Origin of the sequence: Aeromonas sp. QDB63, from assembly GCF_027707425.1 — a bacterium.
GTDB lineage: Bacteria > Pseudomonadota > Gammaproteobacteria > Enterobacterales > Aeromonadaceae > Aeromonas > Aeromonas caviae.
In genome coordinates, this window is record NZ_JAPCIS010000029.1 from 39891 (window position 1) to 57324 (window position 17434).

14 protein-coding genes and 1 other annotated feature are annotated in these 17434 nt (G+C 64.0%); of the genes, 11 read left to right on the forward strand and 3 right to left on the reverse strand.

The features are described from left to right. Positions 1 to 4 precede the first annotated feature (4 nt). Positions 5 to 133, forward strand: a sequence feature (His leader region). Between the two features lie 24 nt (positions 134 to 157). The 11 genes from hisG (at position 158) to hisIE (ending at position 14926) form a co-directional block, all read left to right on the forward strand. Continuing rightward, positions 158 to 1054: an ATP phosphoribosyltransferase gene (gene hisG, locus PG879_RS16050; protein ID WP_041211400.1), complete on the forward strand. Its 897-nt coding sequence runs from the start codon at positions 158 to 160 to the stop codon at positions 1052 to 1054. Between the two features lie 30 nt (positions 1055 to 1084). Continuing rightward, positions 1085 to 2410, forward strand: a complete 1326-nt coding sequence (hisD, locus tag PG879_RS16055) for a histidinol dehydrogenase (protein WP_041211399.1) — start codon at positions 1085 to 1087, stop codon at positions 2408 to 2410. Beyond that, entirely contained in the window at positions 2407 to 3477 is a 1071-nt protein-coding gene (hisC, locus tag PG879_RS16060; protein ID WP_069651239.1) for a histidinol-phosphate transaminase, read from the forward strand. The genes hisD and hisC overlap by 4 nt, the downstream gene beginning before the upstream one ends. 19 nt (positions 3478 to 3496) lie before the next feature. Further along, positions 3497 to 4630 (forward strand): bifunctional histidinol-phosphatase/imidazoleglycerol-phosphate dehydratase HisB, encoded by a 1134-nt coding sequence (gene hisB, locus PG879_RS16065; RefSeq protein ID WP_182958656.1) that lies wholly within the window; start codon positions 3497 to 3499, stop codon positions 4628 to 4630. Then, on the forward strand, positions 4630 to 5253 hold the full coding sequence (gene hisH, locus PG879_RS16070; protein ID WP_143237506.1) for an imidazole glycerol phosphate synthase subunit HisH: 624 nt from the start codon (positions 4630 to 4632) through the stop codon (positions 5251 to 5253). The genes hisB and hisH overlap by 1 nt, the downstream gene beginning before the upstream one ends. A gap of 5 nt (positions 5254 to 5258) precedes the next feature. Next, positions 5259 to 6005, forward strand: coding sequence for a 1-(5-phosphoribosyl)-5-[(5-phosphoribosylamino)methylideneamino]imidazole-4-carboxamide isomerase (gene hisA, locus PG879_RS16075; protein WP_143237505.1), 747 nt, complete (start codon positions 5259 to 5261; stop codon positions 6003 to 6005). A gap of 132 nt (positions 6006 to 6137) precedes the next feature. Beyond that, entirely contained in the window at positions 6138 to 7247 is a 1110-nt protein-coding gene (locus tag PG879_RS16080; RefSeq protein WP_010674688.1) for a response regulator, read from the forward strand. After that, positions 7240 to 9378: a PAS domain-containing protein gene (locus tag PG879_RS16085; protein ID WP_113978458.1), complete on the forward strand. Its 2139-nt coding sequence runs from the start codon at positions 7240 to 7242 to the stop codon at positions 9376 to 9378. Before PG879_RS16080 ends, PG879_RS16085 begins: the two co-directional genes overlap by 8 nt. Then, positions 9375 to 13346, forward strand: a complete 3972-nt coding sequence (locus PG879_RS16090; protein WP_182958660.1) for a PAS domain S-box protein — start codon at positions 9375 to 9377, stop codon at positions 13344 to 13346. Before PG879_RS16085 ends, PG879_RS16090 begins: the two co-directional genes overlap by 4 nt. Positions 13347 to 13524: 178 nt before the next feature. Beyond that, complete coding sequence (gene hisF, locus PG879_RS16095) at positions 13525 to 14298, forward strand: imidazole glycerol phosphate synthase subunit HisF (RefSeq protein ID WP_042881382.1); 774 nt, start codon at positions 13525 to 13527, stop codon at positions 14296 to 14298. Then, complete coding sequence (gene hisIE / locus PG879_RS16100; protein ID WP_029314506.1) at positions 14291 to 14926, forward strand: bifunctional phosphoribosyl-AMP cyclohydrolase/phosphoribosyl-ATP diphosphatase HisIE; 636 nt, start codon at positions 14291 to 14293, stop codon at positions 14924 to 14926. The genes hisF and hisIE overlap by 8 nt, the downstream gene beginning before the upstream one ends. A gap of 92 nt (positions 14927 to 15018) precedes the next feature. On the opposite strand, the gene PG879_RS16105 is transcribed toward hisIE, so the two are convergent. The 3 genes from PG879_RS16105 to PG879_RS16115 all read right to left on the reverse strand — a co-directional run bounded on the left by PG879_RS16105 (position 15019) and on the right by PG879_RS16115 (position 17392). Further along, a complete protein-coding gene (locus PG879_RS16105) occupies positions 15019 to 15339 on the reverse strand; it encodes a hypothetical protein (RefSeq protein ID WP_143237504.1) in 321 nt (106 codons plus the stop codon). A 66-nt stretch (positions 15340 to 15405) separates the two neighbouring features. Then, the gene (locus PG879_RS16110; RefSeq protein WP_181023102.1) at positions 15406 to 16104 is read right to left on the reverse strand and encodes a helix-turn-helix transcriptional regulator; all 699 of its coding nucleotides are present in this window, start codon (positions 16102 to 16104) and stop codon (positions 15406 to 15408) included. Between the two features lie 190 nt (positions 16105 to 16294). Continuing rightward, positions 16295 to 17392 carry an AMP-binding protein gene (locus PG879_RS16115; protein WP_268914617.1) on the reverse strand — a complete coding sequence of 366 codons (1098 nt, stop codon included), beginning with the start codon at positions 17390 to 17392 and terminating at the stop codon, positions 16295 to 16297. Positions 17393 to 17434: the final 42 nt, after the last annotated feature.

Consider the following 17434-nt stretch of genomic DNA (forward strand, 5'->3'; position numbering starts at 1 on the left):
CTCATCATCACCATCATCATCCCGAATAGTCTTTCAGGAGGTTGACTGCTGGAAGACACTTAACTGGTGACTTCCAAAAGGACCGCAAGATTCATAAACCCTCGGAAGCACATACTTCCGAGGGTTTTTTCGTTTTTGACTAAAAGGAAATCGAGCAATGGAAACACAACGTCTGCGCATCGCCATGCAAAAATCCGGTCGTCTGAGCCAGGATTCCCAGGCCCTCTTCAAGAGCTGCGGCCTCAAGATCAACCTGCGGGAACAGCGCCTCATCGCCCATGTCGAGAACATGCCCATCGACATTCTGCGAGTGCGTGATGACGACATCCCGGGTCTGGTGATGGAAGGGGTGGTCGATCTTGGCATCATCGGCGAGAACGTTCTCGAAGAGGTGCAGCTCATTCGCGCAGCCCAGGGGCAGCCCTTTGCGGTGAAGACCCTCAAGCAGCTCGACTTCGGCGGCTGCCGCCTCTCTCTGGCGGTGCCGGACGATGTCAACTACACAGGACCCGAGAGCCTGGCCGACAAGCGCATCGCCACCTCCTACCCCGGTCTGCTCAAGCGCTTCTTCGACGAGAAGGGCCTGGGCTTCAAGAGCGTGATGCTGGGTGGCTCGGTGGAAGTGGCCCCCCGCGCGGGTCTGGCCGATGCCATCTGCGATCTGGTCTCCACCGGCGCGACCCTGGAAGCCAACGGCCTGAAAGAGGTCGAGGTGATCTACCGCTCCAAGGCCGTCCTGGTGCAGGCTCCCAACCCCCTGAACGATGCCAAGCAGAAACTCATCGACAAGCTGCTGCCCCGCATCCAGGGGATGCAGCAGGCGCGCGAAAGCAAATACATCATGCTGCACGCCCCCAAAGACAAGCTCGATGCCATCACCGATCTGCTGCCGGGGGCGGAGCGTCCCACCATCATGCAGCTCGCCGGTGACACCAACCAGGTGGCCCTGCACGTCGTCTCCAGCGAAACCCTGTTCTGGGAGACCATGGAACAGCTCAAGGCCCTGGGTGCCAGCTCCATCCTGGTGCTGCCCATTGAAAAGATGATGGAATAAGCCGAGATGATGGAATAAGGAAGACACATCATGCAGACCCTGATCTGGAAGACCCTCTCCCCCGCCCGGCAAGCCGAGGTCCTGACCCGGCCCGCCCTTGGCGACGAAGCCGACATCGGTACCGTGGTGCGAGACATCATTGCCGCGGTACGTAGCCGGGGCGATGAGGCCCTGCGCGAGCTGAGCCAGCGTTTCGAACGCGCGCCCCGCGAACAGCTTCGGGTGAGCGACGCGGAAGTGGATGCCGCCTGCGCTCGACTCGGTGATGACATCAAGGGTGCCATCGAGGCCGCCATCGCCAATATCCGTACCTTCCACGCCGCCCAGGTACAACCCGTCGTCCGAGTCGAAACCCAGCCCGGGGTACTGTGCGAGCTGCGCACCCAACCCATCAGCCGGGTCGGCCTCTATGTCCCGGGAGGCAGCGCGCCGCTCCCCTCCACCGTGATGATGCTGGCCATTCCGGCAAGCCTGGCCGGTTGCCGTGAGGTGGTGCTCTGTACCCCGTCTCCGGCGAGCGACGAGATCCTGTTTGCCGCCCGCGCCTGTGGCGTCCGTCAGGTGTTCGCCATCGGCGGCGCCCAGGCCATCGCGGCCATGGCCTATGGCACGCAAACCATCCCCAAGGTGGACAAGATCTTCGGCCCGGGCAACGCCTATGTGACCGAAGCCAAGGGCCAGGTTTCCCGTGACTGGCGGGGCGCCGCCATCGACATGCCAGCCGGCCCCTCCGAGGTGCTGGTGATCGCAGACGAGAGCGCCAACCCGGCCTTCGTGGCATCGGATCTGCTCTCCCAGGCCGAGCACGGCCCCGACAGCCAGGTGGTGCTGGTCACCACCTCCGCTTCCCTGGCCGATGCCATCGGCAGCGAGATCCAGGCGCAACTCGCCGACCTCAGCCGCCGCGACATCGCCGAGCAAGCCCTGAAGGCAAGCCTGGTGATCCTCTGCGACAACCTGGAGGAGGCCTGCGCCATCTCCAACGCCTATGCACCGGAACACCTCATCGTGCAGACCCGGGCCCCCCGGGATCTGCTGGACAAGCTCGAGAACGCGGGCTCCATCTTCCTCGGGGCATGGACACCGGAGTCGGTCGGTGATTACGCCAGCGGCACCAACCACACCCTGCCCACCTACGGCTATGCCCGCACCTGCTCGAGCTTGGGGCTTGCCGACTATCAGCGCCGCTACACGGTTCAAGAGCTCACTGCAGACGGCATTCGCGGCCTTGGCCCCATCGTCCAGCGCATCGCCCAGGCCGAGGGGCTCGATGCCCACAAGCATGCCGTCACCCTCAGGTTGAACGCCCTGGCCGCCGAGCCCCAACAAACAGCACAGCAGAAGGATTTGTCATGAGCATCGTCAATCTGGCCCGTCGCGTTGTGCGGGCTCTCACTCCCTACCAGTCCGCTCGCCGCATCGGCGGCCAGGGCCACGTCTGGCTCAATGCCAACGAGGCCCCCCTGGCCTATCCCTTCACCGTCGAGGGGAGCCGCCTCAACCGCTATCCCGAGTGCCAGCCGGCCGAGGTGGTGAATGGCTATGCCGCCTACGCCGGGGTCAATCCGGATCAGGTGCTGGTAAGCCGCGGTGCCGACGAGGCCATCGAGCTCTTGATCCGCACCTTCTGCGAGGCAGGGGAAGATCAAATCCTCATCTGCCCCCCCACCTACGGCATGTACGCCATCAGCGCCGAGACCTGTGGCGTGGGGATTGTCGAGCAGCCATTGACCGCCAGCCGTCAGCCGGACTGGCCCGCCATCGCCGATCGCCTCTCTGACGTGAAGCTGGTGTTCCTCTGCTCCCCCAACAATCCCACCGGGGATCTGGTGGGCCGCAAGGGACTCGTCGCCCTGCTGGAGAAGGCCCGGGACCGCGCCATCATCGTCGTGGACGAGGCCTACATCGAGTTCTGCCCGGAGGCCTCCGTGGTGGACCTGCTCGCCCAATACCCGAACCTGGTGGTGACCCGCACCCTCTCCAAGGCCTTCGCCCTGGCAGGGATCCGCTGCGGCTTTACTTTGGGGGATCCAGAGGTGATTGCCATGCTGGCCAAGGTGATCGCGCCCTACCCCATTCCCGACCCCATCGCCCAGATTGCCGCCCAGGCGCTCTCTCCCATGGGGCTGGAATTGATGCAGGAGCGGGTGCAGGAGCTCAACAAGCAGAAGGCGCTCATCAAGGCGGAGCTGCTTCGTCTGTCCTGCGTCAAGGAAGTGTTCGAGGACAAAGGCAACTTCGTGCTGGTGCGCTTCAAAGATGGCGCCGCCGTGTTCGCCGCCATGAAGGCCGCCGGCATCATCTTGCGTGATTTCTCCAGCAAGCCTGGCCTTGACAACAGCATCCGCATCACCATCGGCTATCAGGGCGAAATGGACGCCGTGCTCGCCGTGCTGCGTGACCTGCCCCCACCCTCTCTGTAAGACAAGCAAGGATGTAGCGATGAAAACCCCGTTTTTGTTTATCGACCGTGACGGCACCCTGATCGAGGAGCCGGTCACCGACAAGCAGGTGGACAGCCTTGCGAAGCTGCGCTTCGAGCCCATGGTGATACCTGTGCTGCGTGAGCTCCAGGCCGCCGGCTACGTGCTGGTGATGGTGACCAACCAGGATGGGCTCGGCACCGCCAGCCTGCCCCTTGAACACTTCCAGCCGCCCCACGACCTGATGATGCACCTCTTCGAATCCCAGGGCGTCACTTGGGAGCAAGTGCTGATCTGTCCCCACTTCCCCACCGACGGTTGCAGCTGCCGCAAGCCTCACCTTGGGCTGGTGAAGGAGTATCTCGCCTCGGGCCGCATCGACTTTGCCAACTCCTTCGTGATTGGCGACAGACAGACCGACATCCAGCTTGCCGAGAACATGGGCATCCGCGGCATACGCTACCACCCGCAAGATCACGGCTGGACTGCCATTCGTGATCAGCTGCTCTCCAAGGGGCGCGTGGCCGAGGTGGAGCGCTACACCAAGGAGACCCGCATCCAGGTGGCGGTGGATCTCGACAAGAGCGGTGGCAACCAGATCGCCACCGGCATCGGCTTCTTCGATCACATGCTGGATCAGATAGCGACCCACGCGGGCTTTCGCCTCAAGCTCAAAGTGAGCGGCGATCTGCACATCGACGATCACCACACGGTGGAAGATGTGGGATTGGCACTGGGTCAAGCCCTGCGCCAGGCCCTTGGCAACAAGCGCGGCATCGGCCGCTTCGGCTTCGTGCTGGCGATGGACGAGGTGCAGGCGGTGATCGACGGGCGTCCCCGCCAGGAGGCTGACAGCACCTCGCTGACCGAGCTGGACGTGGCCACTGCGCTGGATCTGAGCGGCCGTCCCTACTTCGTGTTCGACTGCCCGAGCGGCTTTGGTCGCGACAGCGTGGGAGAGATGGCCACCGAGATGGTGCCCCACTTCTTCCGCTCCCTCTCTGACGCCATGGCCATCACCTTGCAGATGAAGGTGGGCAGCGGCAACACCCACCATCAGGTGGAGGCGCTGTTCAAAGGCTTTGGCCGCGCCCTGCGCCAGGCCATTCGCGTGGAAGGGAGCGAGCTTCCCTCCAGCAAGGGGGTGCTGTGATGGGGAAACAGAACCTGGTCATCATCGACACCGGCTGCGCCAACCTCGCCTCGGTGCGCATGGCGTTCGAGCGCCTCGGCGTGCAGCCCAGGGTGAGCTGCAAGGCCACCGACATCGAGCAGGCGGACAAACTGATCCTGCCCGGCGTCGGCACCGCCATCGCCGCCATGAAGAACCTCAATGAGCGGGAACTGGTGCCCCTCATTCGCGCCGCCAAGCAGCCGCTGCTCGGTTTTTGCCTCGGCATGCAGATGCTGGCACAGGCCTCGGAAGAGAACATGAGCGCCGATGGCAGCGAAGGAGCGCTCATCGACTGCCTCGGCATCGTGCCTGGCAGGATCCGCCTGATGGAGGTGGGCAACCTGCGCCTGCCCCACATGGGCTGGAATCAGATTGAACACGACGAGACCCACCCGCTACTCAAAGGCATTCCCAGCGGCAGCTACTTCTACTTTGTCCACTCCTATGCGCTGGAGGTGACCGACGCGACCCTGGCGACCTGCGGCTACGGCCTGCCCTTTACCGCCATCGTCGGGCGGGACAACTTCTTTGGCGCCCAATTCCACCCGGAGCGATCCGGCCCGGCCGGTGCCCGCCTACTGCAAAACTTTCTGGAGCTATGACAGGCATGATTATTCCCGCAATCGACCTTATCAACGGTCAGGTCGTGCGCCTCTATCAGGGCGACTACGGCCAGAAAACCGCCTACAGCGACAACCCGCAGGCCCGCTTCGATGACTATGTCAGCCAGGGGGCGGCGCAGCTGCACCTGGTGGATCTGGACGGCGCCAAGGATGCCAAGGCCCGCCAGTTGGCCCTCATCGCCCAGCTGCTGTCCGCCACCGAGGCACCGGTGCAGGTCGGCGGCGGCGTGCGCAGCGAACAGGATGTGGCCGACTTGCTGGCGGCCGGCGCCAGCCGGGTGGTGATCGGTTCCACCGCCGTCAAATCCCCGGATCTGGTGGCCAGCTGGATGGAGAAATATGGCCCCGAGCGCATCGTGCTGGCCCTGGATGTCAACATCGATGAACAGGGCAACCGCCACATCGCAGTGGCTGGCTGGCAGGAGAACAGCGGCATCTCCATCGAGGCGCTGATCGAGCGCTTCCTTCCCGCCGGACTTAAACACGTGCTCTGCACCGACATCAGCCGGGACGGTACCCTGGCGGGCACCAACGTCGAACTCTACCGGGATCTCTGTGCCCGCTACCCGAACGTCGGCTTCCAGGCGTCCGGCGGTATCGGCGGTCTGGCGGATATCGAGGCGCTCAAGGGAACCGGCGTCAAGGGGATCATCCTCGGCCGTGCCCTGCTGGAGGGCAAGTTTGACGTGGCAGAAGCCATTCGCTGCTGGGGTGACGGCCGCGCTGCGTGACGCGCCCCTTTCTGGCATCAGACAGCCTGCCCATCCGGGCAGGCCTCTTTCTCCCCGATGGGGGCGAATCTTATGATTTGGCAGCAATTGGCTCTATACTCGACCTCACAGGGATAGCGTCATGGAAGACATATGTTGACACCTCACAACGCCACCATCCTGATCGTCGACGACTCACCCGAAAATCTGATGGTACTGACCGAATTGCTTTCGCCTCATTACCGCGTGCTGGCTGCACAGAGCGGGGAAAAATGCCTGCGCATCGTCAGCGCGGATCCAAAGCCTGACCTCATCCTGCTGGATGTGATGATGCCCGGCATGGATGGTTATGAAGTGCTCAGGCAATTACGTCAGTCCCCGATCAGCAGCCGTATTCCCGTCGTTCTGCTCACCGCCCTCGCCGACCCCCAAAGCGAGGAGTTCGGCCTCTCCCTCGGCGCCGCCGACTACATCACCAAGCCCATCAAGCCGGTGGTCGTTCAGGCCCGGGTGCGTACCCAGCTGGAGGCAAAGCAGGCCCGTGACGGCCTGCAAAACCAGAATGCGGCGCTGGAAGCCGAGGTCGCGCGGCGAATGGCGGAAAACGACCTGATCCAGCAGGTCTCCATCCGCGCCCTCGCCCATCTGGCGGAGATCCGCGACCCCGAAACCGGCAACCATATCCTGCGCACCCAGGGCTATGTGCGTCTGCTGGCGAGCGCCCTGGCTGATCACCCCCGTTTCGCCGATACCCTGACCCCGGGTTACATCGACCTGCTGAGCCGCTCCGCACCGCTTCATGATATCGGCAAGGTGGGCATTCCCGACCACATCCTGCTCAAACCGGGCAAGCTGACCCCGGAGGAGTGGCAGATCATGCGCACCCACGCCAAGCTCGGCAGCGATGCCATCGAGGAGGCCGAACAGGACATGGAGCAGCCCCTGGCCTTCCTCACCCTGGCCAAGGAGATCGCCCACTGGCACCACGAGAAGTGGGATGGCAGCGGCTACCCGGACGGCTTGCAAGGGGACGCCATCCCCCTCTCGGCTCGCCTGATGGCGCTGGCAGACGTGTTTGACGCCCTCATCTGCGCCAGGGTCTACAAGCCGGCCATGAGCTACGACGAGGCTCGCGCCCTCATCCTCTCCGGCAGCGGCCACCATTTCGATCCCGATGTCGTGACCGCCTTCGATCGCCATTTCGACGCGTTCGTCACCATTGCCGAACGCTACCAGGATGGCAGCGAGGCCGTGGATGGCTGAGGCTCCTCTGACCCGGGCACATGTGCTCAACGTCGTGCTCACCTATGCCGCCGTGGCAAGCCTGTGGATCCTGCTCTCCGACAAGGCGGTGGAGTGGCTGTTCAGCACCCCTGCCCAGTTCGCCATGGCAAGCACCATCAAGGGCTGGCTCTTCATCCTCATCACGGCCCTCATGCTTTATGCCATGCTGCGTCGTCGCATCAGCCAGCCAGCGGTGACGCCCGCCCTCTCCCGGCGTCAGTGGATCCCCTTCCTGCTGCTCAACGGGCTCATCCTGGCCCTGACCGCCATGGCCATCGCCCGCAACATCGAACTGACCCGGGACACGGAAGTGGCCCGTCTCGAAGCCATCGCCGATCTCAAAAGCCGGCGCATCACCGAATGGCTCGACAACCGCGATCAGGATGTCCGCCAGATCATCGAGAGCCCGCGTTATGGTGCCCTGCCTCCTGATGGGCTGACGGCAAAGACACAGTGGCTGACACAACTGCAGGACGTCCTCTCGCTGCGTGGATTCCAGGGGGCGACCCTGCTTGATCCTGCCGGCCATATCCTGTGGCAGACCCCGGGGGCTGGCCCCGTGAATAGTCCCCTGCAGGCCGCCCTTTCCCGGGTTGAGGCAGGCAAGGTGCTCAGAGTGGCCCCCTATGTCGATGGAAAGGGATACGCCAGACTGGATTTTCTGGCTCCCCTCGGCCCGTCAGGCCACGGGACCACCGTCCTCGCGCTGCACATCATCGGTACTGACTGGGCCGATCGCATCCTTCGTACCTGGCCCATCCCAGACAGCAGCGGAGAAGCCATTCTGTTTCGCCAGCAGGGGGATCAGGTCCACTATCTGAGTAGCCTGCGCTATCGCCCGGAACCGGCTCTCACCCTGCACTATCCCGTCACCCACCCCACCCTGCTGGCAGCCCAGTATTTGCGGCTCGCCGAACGCGGCACGCCCCAGGTGCTTTATGGCCAGGATTACCGGGGCAGCGAGGTCTTCGGGGTTGTCTATCCGGTCATGAACACGGACTGGTACCTGCTGGCCAAGATCGACAAGGCGGAACTCTACCAGGCCACCTTCAAGGAGAGCGTCTGGATCGGTCTCATCGGCCTGCTGGTGCTCTTTGTCACCAACGCCGGCATCATCCTGCTGCGCCAGCACACCCGGCTGCAGATGGCCGAGCAGCTTCAGCACTCCCAGTCCCAGCGGCTGGAGGCGTTGCAACTGCTCTCCGCCATCGCCGACAGCTCGGAAGACGCCATCTTCGCCAAGAACAAGGAGGGCAGATACATCCTCTTCAACCGGGCCGCCAGCCAGTTTGTCGGCAAGCCGGTTGACGAGGTGCTGGGCCAGGATGATCTGACGCTCTTCCCGCCGCAGCAGGCGCAGATGCTGATGGCATCCGGGCGCCAGGTCATAGAGCGCAACCGGGTGCAGACCGAGGAGGAGTACCTGACCCTGCCCGATGGCGAGCATGTGTTTCTCGCAACCAAAGGCCCCTTGCAAGACAGCGAGGGGCAGGTGATCGGGATCTTCGGCATCTCTCGGGACATCACGGACTTCAAACGGGCCGAGGCCGACTTGCGAGAGCGCGAGGGGCTGTTCCGTGCCCTGGTGGAGCAATCCCTTGCCGGGATCTACATCATCCAGCAGGGTCGGCTCTGCTACATCAACCCCTGTTTTGCCCGACTGTTTGGCTATGACACCCCGGGGGCGCTGATCGCCGTTGGCCAGTTACACGCCCTTGCCGCTCCCAAGGACAGCACCAGGGTCGCCGAGCTGGTGCACGCGTGCGAGCAGGACGCGCGCGATATCCACACCCGCTTCAGTGCCCTGCATCAGCACGGGGAATCCCTGGAGGTCGAGCTGTACGGGCGGCGCGTCGACTACCTCGGCCAGCCCGCCATCATCGGCATTCTGCTCGATGTCACCGAACGGGAGCAGGTTGAACAGGCCCTGACCCGCCAGGCCAGCGAGCTGCGCCAGCAGAACCATGAGCTGGAGCGGTTCAACAAGGTGATGGTGGACAGGGAGCTCGCCATGCTGGCCCTCAAGCACCAGATCAACGGGCTCTCCCGTCAGCTCGGAGTGCCGCCCCCCTATCCCCAGGCCCCCATGCCACCGGAGGATCTCCCATGATGAGCTGGTCACCCCTGTGGCATGTGCGCCCCTCTACCCAGCGCTGGGGGATCTCCCTGCTGGCCGTGCTGCTGCCCGTTCTGATGTTGCAAATCCGTGTCCAGCTGCCCATCGCCTTTGGTGAGCGACCGCTGCTGGTTCTCTTCATGCTGCCCATCATCGTCTGCGCCCTGTTGGGGGGCTTGTTGCCTGGTCTGCTCTGCACCCTGATCACCGCCCTGGTCACCAGCTATTTCATGCTCCCCCCCATCTATTCACTGAGTGTCGAGGCTGGCCAGGATCTGGTGCAATGGTGCCTGCTCATCGCCAACGGTCTGCTCATCAGCGTGCTCAGTGCCGCCTTTCATCGCGCCCGGGCCAGAGAGGTCCTGCGCTGGCAGGAGCTGATGAACACCCAGAACCAGTTGCAGCAGAGCGAGAACCGCTTCCAGGTCACCTTCGAACAGGCAGCGGTCGGCATCGCCCTGGTCTCCCCCGATGGACACTGGCTGCGTGTCAATCAGCGGCTGTGCCACATCCTGGGCTACCGGGCCGACGAGCTCACCGGGATGACGTTCCAGCAGTTGACCCACCCGGACGATCTCTACCTCGATGAGGCCCATGTGGCCCGGATGCTGGCGGGAACTATCCCCCACTACACCCTGGAGAAGCGCTACCTGCACAAGGGGGGCGAGATCATCTGGACCACTCTGACGGTGGCCCTGGTGCGCGACGCCGAAGGCAATCCCGACTACTTCATCTCCATCATCGAGGACAACCGGCAGAACAAGGAGACCGAGGAGGCGCTGCGCCGCAATGAAGCCATACTGCGCGAGTCCCAGCGTCTCGCCAAGATAGGGAACTGGCGCTGGCGCGTGGCCGATGACAGCCACTTCTGGTCACCGGAGATCTATCGCATCTATGGCCGGGATCCGGCCCTCCCCCCCGCCGTCTATCCCGAGGTCAGAAAATACTTCACCCAGGAGGGGTGGCACACGGTGGCCCAGGCCGTCGAGCGCTGCAGGCTGGACGGGCAGCCCTACGAGTGCGATGCCGAAGTGATCACGGAGCAGGGGGAGACCGCCTGGGTCATTGCCCGTGGGGCGGCGCTCAGGGACAGGGATGGCACCATACTCGAGCTCTACGGCACCGTGCAGGACATCACGGAGCGCAAGCTCGCGGAGCAGCGCCTGCAACACAATCAGCAGATGGCGCTCGATACCCAGCGTCGTGCTCGCCTCGCAGCCCTGAACCTGATGGACGACGCCATCAGTGCACGGGTGCGCGCCGAAACCGTCAGCAGCGCCCTGCGCGAGAGCGAACAGCGCCTGCTGATGGCCCAGGAAGGGGCCCATGTCGGCATCTGGGAATGGGACATGGTCAGCAACCGTCTCTTCTTCTCGCCGGAATGCGCCCGCCTCTATGGCCGCAGTGCCGAGGCGCTCGGCGAGCTGGCCGCCTGGCAAGCCTGCCTGCATCCGGATGACAGGCCGCACATCGAGCAGTTGCTGGCGGAGCGGGCGGTCAGCGGCGCCCCCGTCGAGCTGGAGTTCAGGATCCTGCTGCCAGATGGCGGCATCCGCTGGCTGGTGAGCAAAGGGAGCGTCTATCGGGACGCCCAGCAACGGCCCGTGCGCCTCCTTGGCATCCATCTGGACATCACCCAGAGCAAGCTGGCCGAGCAGCAGTTGCGCCAGTTGTCCCTGGCCCTCGAACAGAGCCCTGACGGCGTCTTCATCACCGACACCCGGGCGCGCATCGAGTACGTCAACCCCGCCTTCCTCGCCGCCAGCGGTTACCAGCAGCACGAGGTGATAGGCCGGACCCCGTCCCTGCTGCGCTCTGGCCTCACCCCGGATGCCAGCTATGTCGCCCTGTGGGATGCCATCAACCACGGCCAGCGCTGGCATGGCGAATTCATCAACCAGCGCAAGGATGGCTCCCACTACCAGGTGCTGGCCACGGTGTCGCCGATCCGCCAGGAGAGCGGTGAAATCACCCACTACGTCACGGTCCAGGCCGACATCACCGAGAAGAAACAGCTCGGCGAGGAGCTGGACCAGTATCGCTACCACCTGGAGGAGATGGTCAACGAGCGCACCCGGCAGCTGGCCCAGGCCCACCAGCGGGCCGAAAGTGCCAACCACGCCAAGAGCGCCTTCCTTGCCAACATGAGCCACGAGATCCGCACCCCCATGAATGCCATCCTGGGGCTCACCTATCTGCTCAAGCGCGACACCCGGGATCCCACCGACCTCGAACGGCTGACCAAGATAGACACTGCCGCCCAGCACCTGCTCAGCATCCTCAACGACATCCTGGATCTCTCCAAGATCGATGCGGGCAAGATGACGCTGGAGCTGACCGATTTCACCCTCACCGCCATGCTGGACAACGTCCGCGCCCTGATGAACGACCAGGCCAGGGCCAAGGGGCTCACCATAGTGACGGACATCGGCGATACCCCCGCCTGGGTGCACGGCGACATCACCCGCCTGCGCCAGGCCCTGCTCAACTATGCGACCAACGCCATCAAGTTCACCGAGCAGGGAACCGTCACCCTGCGCGTCAGGCTGGCCCGCCCCCTCACCACCGGCTACCTGCTGCGCTTCGAGGTGGAAGATACCGGCATCGGCATCACCCCTGCGCAGCGCGAGAAGCTGTTCCAGGCGTTCGAACAGGCGGATGTCTCCACCACTCGCAGATATGGCGGCACTGGCCTTGGCCTTGCAATCACCAGCCGGATCGCCGCCCTGATGGGGGGTGAGGTCGGAGTCACCAGCGAGCCAGGCCAGGGAAGCTGCTTCTGGTTTACCGCCAGGCTGTTCAAGGCAAAAGAGGACGCTCCTTCCCGGACCCCGTCCGAGCAGGGGAACCAACAGGCCTTCAGCTTCCCTCGCCACGCCCGGATCCTGCTGGTGGAAGACAACGCCATCAACCGGGAAGTGGTGCTCGAGCTCCTGTGCCACAGCGGCCTCGTCATCGAGACGGCCGTCAACGGCCAGGAGGCCCTGGCCCTCGTCAGCCAGCACCCCTTCGACCTCATCCTGATGGACATACAGATGCCAGTGATGGATGGCTACAGCGCCACCCGCGCCATCCGGGCCCTGCCCGGCATGGACAGGCTGCCCATCCTGGCGCTCACCGCCAGCGCCTTCGAGGAGGACAGAAAGGCGAGCGCATCGGCCGGCATGTACGATTTCATTGCCAAGCCCGTCACCCCCGCCAAGCTGTTTGAAGCCCTGCAGCGCTGGCTGCCCCAAGGCAAGGTCCCCGAGCTTGCCCCGGACGACAGCACTCGCCATCCCGTGACAGGCCCCCTTGCCCGCCTGCAGGCACACCCGGGTCTGGATCTCGACCAGGGGCTGGCGGCCCTCAACGGCAATCAGGAGAAATACCTGGCCCTGCTTCGCGACTTCATCCATGAGCATGGCCAGGATATGACCCGGCTGCACCGCCACTTGCAGGCCGGGGAGCACAGCGATGCAACCCGCATGGTCCATAGCCTGCGCGGCGTGGCGAGCACCCTGGGGGCACATGAGCTGTCGCGCCACTGCCTGGCCCTGGAGCAGGCCATCGCGGACGGCAACACTGAGCCCACCGGACTCATGTCATCCATCGATGAAGAGATCGCCGCCCTTTGCGCTCTGCTCGGGGACGATCTCGCCGCCCCGACCACCGATCTGGTGCCTCTGGGGGATCAGTGGCGCCAGCAACTGCTGGGCCAGATGGAAGCCCTGCTGGTGCAAAGCGACACCGCCGTGATCCCCCTCTACGAGCAGTATTCCGGTCCCCTTCGCCTCATGCTGGGGTCTCGCAGCGACACCCTGACCAGGCAACTGAAGGCGTTTGATTTTGATGCCGCCCTGCTCACCCTGCGCCAGCATATGGCAACGGACGAGACCCACCCGGACGATCGGGCTCCCCTCCCCGAGGCGCCAGCCTGCCATCCGGGGCAGGTCAAGGGCGACAAAGGGTTGAATCACTGAATGAAGTCATGCATATAGTGGGGTGCCCAGAGGCGACGAGACGGCCTGCCGGGCCTGTCGTTTCTCCCTTCATGGGCCCCCGTTCAAGGCATGCCAACCGTGTTCCCGTCCGCCGCCCGGGCCAACGCCGGCGGCAGAACGACGTTTCTTTAACCGTGCTTTACATGGAGCAATGAGCATGTTGTCAAAGCGTATTATCCCCTGTCTCGACGTCAAAGATGGCGTGGTGGTCAAGGGCGTGCAGTTTCGCAACCACGAGGTGATGGGCGGCATTGTCGACCTCGCCCGCCGCTACGCCGCCGAGGGCGCCGATGAGCTGGTCTTCTATGACATCACCGCCTCGAGCGACGAACGGGTAGTGGACAAGAGCTGGGTAAGCCGGGTGGCGGAAGTCATCGACATCCCCTTCTGCGTCGCCGGCGGCATCAAAAGCGTGGAGGATGCCCGCCAGATCCTGGAATTCGGTGCCGACAAGGTCTCCATCAACTCCCCCGCCCTGGCCGATCCCACCCTGATCACCCGGCTCGCCGAGCGCTTCGGCGTGCAGTGCGTGGTGGTGGGTATCGACTCCTACTTCGATGCCGCCCTCGGTCAATATCAGGTCAAACAGTTTACCGGCGACGAGAGCCGCACCCGCACCACCACCTGGACCACCCTGGAGTGGGTACAGGAAGTGCAGCGCCGGGGCGCGGGAGAGATAGTGCTCAACGTGATGAACCAGGACGGCATGCGTCAGGGGTACGACCTTGAGCAGCTCAAGCTGGTGCGCGCCGTGTGCAAGGTGCCCCTCATCGCCTCCGGCGGCGCCGGGGCCATGGAGCACTTTCGCGATGCCTTTACCCTGGCCGACGTGGACGGGGCGCTGGCCGCCTCCGTGTTCCACAAGGGCCTCATTCCCATTCCCGAATTGAAACGCTGGCTGAAAAACGAAGGAGTCGCCATCCGTGAATAATCAAGCAGTAGACAATGCATTGCCGCTGGCCGAGCGCCTGGACTGGGCCAAGTGTGAGGGCATGATCCCCGCCATCGTCCAGCATTCCCTCAGCGGCGAAGTGCTGATGCAGGGCTTCATGACCCGCGAGGCGCTGGAAAAGACCCAGACCACCGGCCAGGTCACCTTCTTCAGCCGCAGCAAGCAGCGCCTGTGGACCAAGGGCGAGAGCTCGGGTCATGTGCTCAAGCTCGTCGCCATCACCACCGACTGCGATCAGGACTCCCTGCTCATTGCCGCCGACCCGGTCGGCCCCACCTGCCATCTGGGCAACCCCTCCTGCTTCGACGGCCACCCCGTGCCGCCGCTCGGCTTCCTGGCCGAGCTCGAACAGATCCTGGCATCACGCAAAGGGGCAGATCCCGCCACCAGCTACACCGCCAGCCTCTATGGCAAAGGCACCAAGCGCATCGCCCAGAAGGTGGGTGAAGAGGGGGTGGAAGTGGCCCTGGCCGCCATGGCGAAAGACAGGGAAGAGCTCATCAACGAATCCGCTGACCTGCTCTACCACCTGACAGTCTTGCTGCAAAACGAAGGCTTGGGTTTGAAGGATGTGGTGCAGCGCCTGCATGAGCGCCACACCAAGTAATTATTGAATTCTGTTCAACAAAACGGGCCCTGTGGGCCCGTTTCATTTCATGATTGCCCCCTCGCCGGGGGATGGCAGGCCCCGCGCCGCCCTCAGCCGATACGGGTCCAGAAGCTCATGTTGACCGAGTGATGGTCAAGCAGGGTCAGGTACTCCCCTGCCACGTCGTTGTGCAGCCACTGCTGGCAATAGGCTTCCACCAGCGACTGGCTGGGGGCCATCACCACATCGGCATAGAGGCCGTCGGCGCCGCGCAGCAGGCAGTGCATGATGAGCTCGGATTGCTGAAGAAGAAACTCGGACTCGACCCGCCGTGACAGGGCGAGCAAATCCGCCTCCGTCACCCCTTCCCTGAGCCTGAAGGTGGCAAATTCGACGCCCCCTGCCTGTTGCATGTCACCCTTGATGATCATCTCGTTTTCTCCGTTGTGGATGTTCTGGAGAACCCAGCATAACGAAGGGCTACTGACAGCCTTGTGTCAGTCCTGAATGACTTTTTCGGCGCCACTGCGCCCAGGGGGAAACGCATCCGACTGGCGCAGGGCAAGGTAATCGGCCAGGGTCGCGCCAGGGGGCGCCCCTTCCCCCTGACGGCACGGCGCCAGGGTGTCGATGCGATCCACCCTGAAATCCCGGTAGGCCCGGCGCAGCGCACACCAGGCGCCGAGCGTCCAGCATCCGCCCCAGTAGAAGAGCCCGAGGGGAAAGAGCTGGCGTTCCGTCCTGCTGGCGCTGGCATCCCGGTAGCCAATGTGCAGCCAGTGACCGGCCGTGATGGCGTCGTGCAACCTGTCCCAGCGAGCGTATGCAGGCTGCGCCGTGGAATAGTCAGGCACCCGCACCACGGGGACGCGAGGTGCCCGAGCCTCCTTGGCGGGCAGGGCCGCCTCAATCTTGGCGAGCAGGGCGCGGGCCGGATCGGCCATCCCCTTGCCCGTCAGCACCGCCACCAGGTTCACCCCGGTGATGAGGGCCTCCAGCTCGGTCGCACTCAGTTGCAACGGTGCCATTTCGAACCCCTCGCTCAGCCGATAGCCCAGCCCGGCTTCCCCGTAAACCGGAATGCCCGCCAAAGAGAGATCGTCGATATAGCGGTAGATGGTGCGCTCCGACACGCACAGGCGCGTCGCCAGCTCCCGGGCGGTCAGGGGTTGATGCGCCCGCAGCAGGTTGGTCAGTTGAAACAGACGGTCCGATTTTCTCACAGGCATCCTCAGGCTGGCGGGACATGGCGGCCATGGTAAGCCGGGACGGGCTCGAAAGGCACGTCTTGTTGGCTGGCGACCGCTACCGGCGAGGCCCTGCTTCTTTGCATCGCGCAACACAAAACGGGCCCGCAGGCCCGTTGATGGCGCGGCGCCTTTGTCGTCACGCCAACTGCTTGCGCAGCATGAATTTTTGCACCTTGCCGGTGGAGGTCTTGGGCAGCGGGGTGAAGATGATGTGCTTGGGGGCCTTGAAGTGGGCCATCTGCTCGCGGCAGAACGCAATGAGCTCGGCCTGGGTGAGCTCGCGCCCCTCCTTGAGCTTGACGAAGGCGCAGGGCACCTCCCCCCAGGTCTCGTCCGGCATGGCGATCACCGCGGCTTCTTCCACATCGGGGTGGCGATAGAGCACGTCCTCCACCTCCAGGCTGGAAATGTTCTCCCCGCCGGAGATGATGATGTCCTTGGATCTGTCCTTGATCTCCACATAGCCGTCCGGGTGCCAGACCGCGAGATCCCCGCTTCGAAACCATCCCTGTGCCATCGCCTCCTCGCTCGCCGACGGGTTCTTGAGATAGCCCTTCATGACGATGTTGCCCCGCAGCACTATCTCTCCCAGGGTCTTGCCATCCATGGGAACCGGCTCGCCGCTGACGGGGTTGATGACCCGCATCTCCCCTTGCAGGGGGGAGGCCACCCCCTGGCGCGCCTTGAGACGGGAGAGGGTGGTGGCATCCTGCCCCTGCCAGCGTCTTTGCGGCTCGCACACCACGCAGGGGCCATAGGTTTTGGTGAGGCCATAGACATGGGTCACGGCGATCCCCATGGCCTCCATGCCGGCGATCACGGTGGCGGGCGGCGCAGCCCCCGCCGTCATCGCCTTGACGGGGTGGTCGAGTCCCTGCTTGAGGACCGGATCGGCATTGTTGAGCATATTGAGCACGATGGGGGCGGCGCAGAAATGGCTCACCTTGTGTTCGCGCAGCGCCCCGTAGATGGCCGCCGCCTGCACGTGGCGCAGACAGACGCTCACCCCGGCGGTGGCCGCCAGGGTCCAGGGGAAGCACCAGCCGTTGCAGTGGAACATCGGCAGGGTCCAGAGGTAGACCGGGTGCTTGGGCAGCTCCCAGGAGAGGGCATTGTTGACCGCATTGAGGTGGGCGCCGCGATGGTGATAGACCACCCCCTTGGGGTTCCCCGTGGTGCCGGAGGTGTAGTTGAGGGAATTGACATCCTCCCCCACCTTAGCGCTTCGCGTCACAGGAGGGGGATTCCCATTACTGGGTGATAGCTGCTCGCGCAG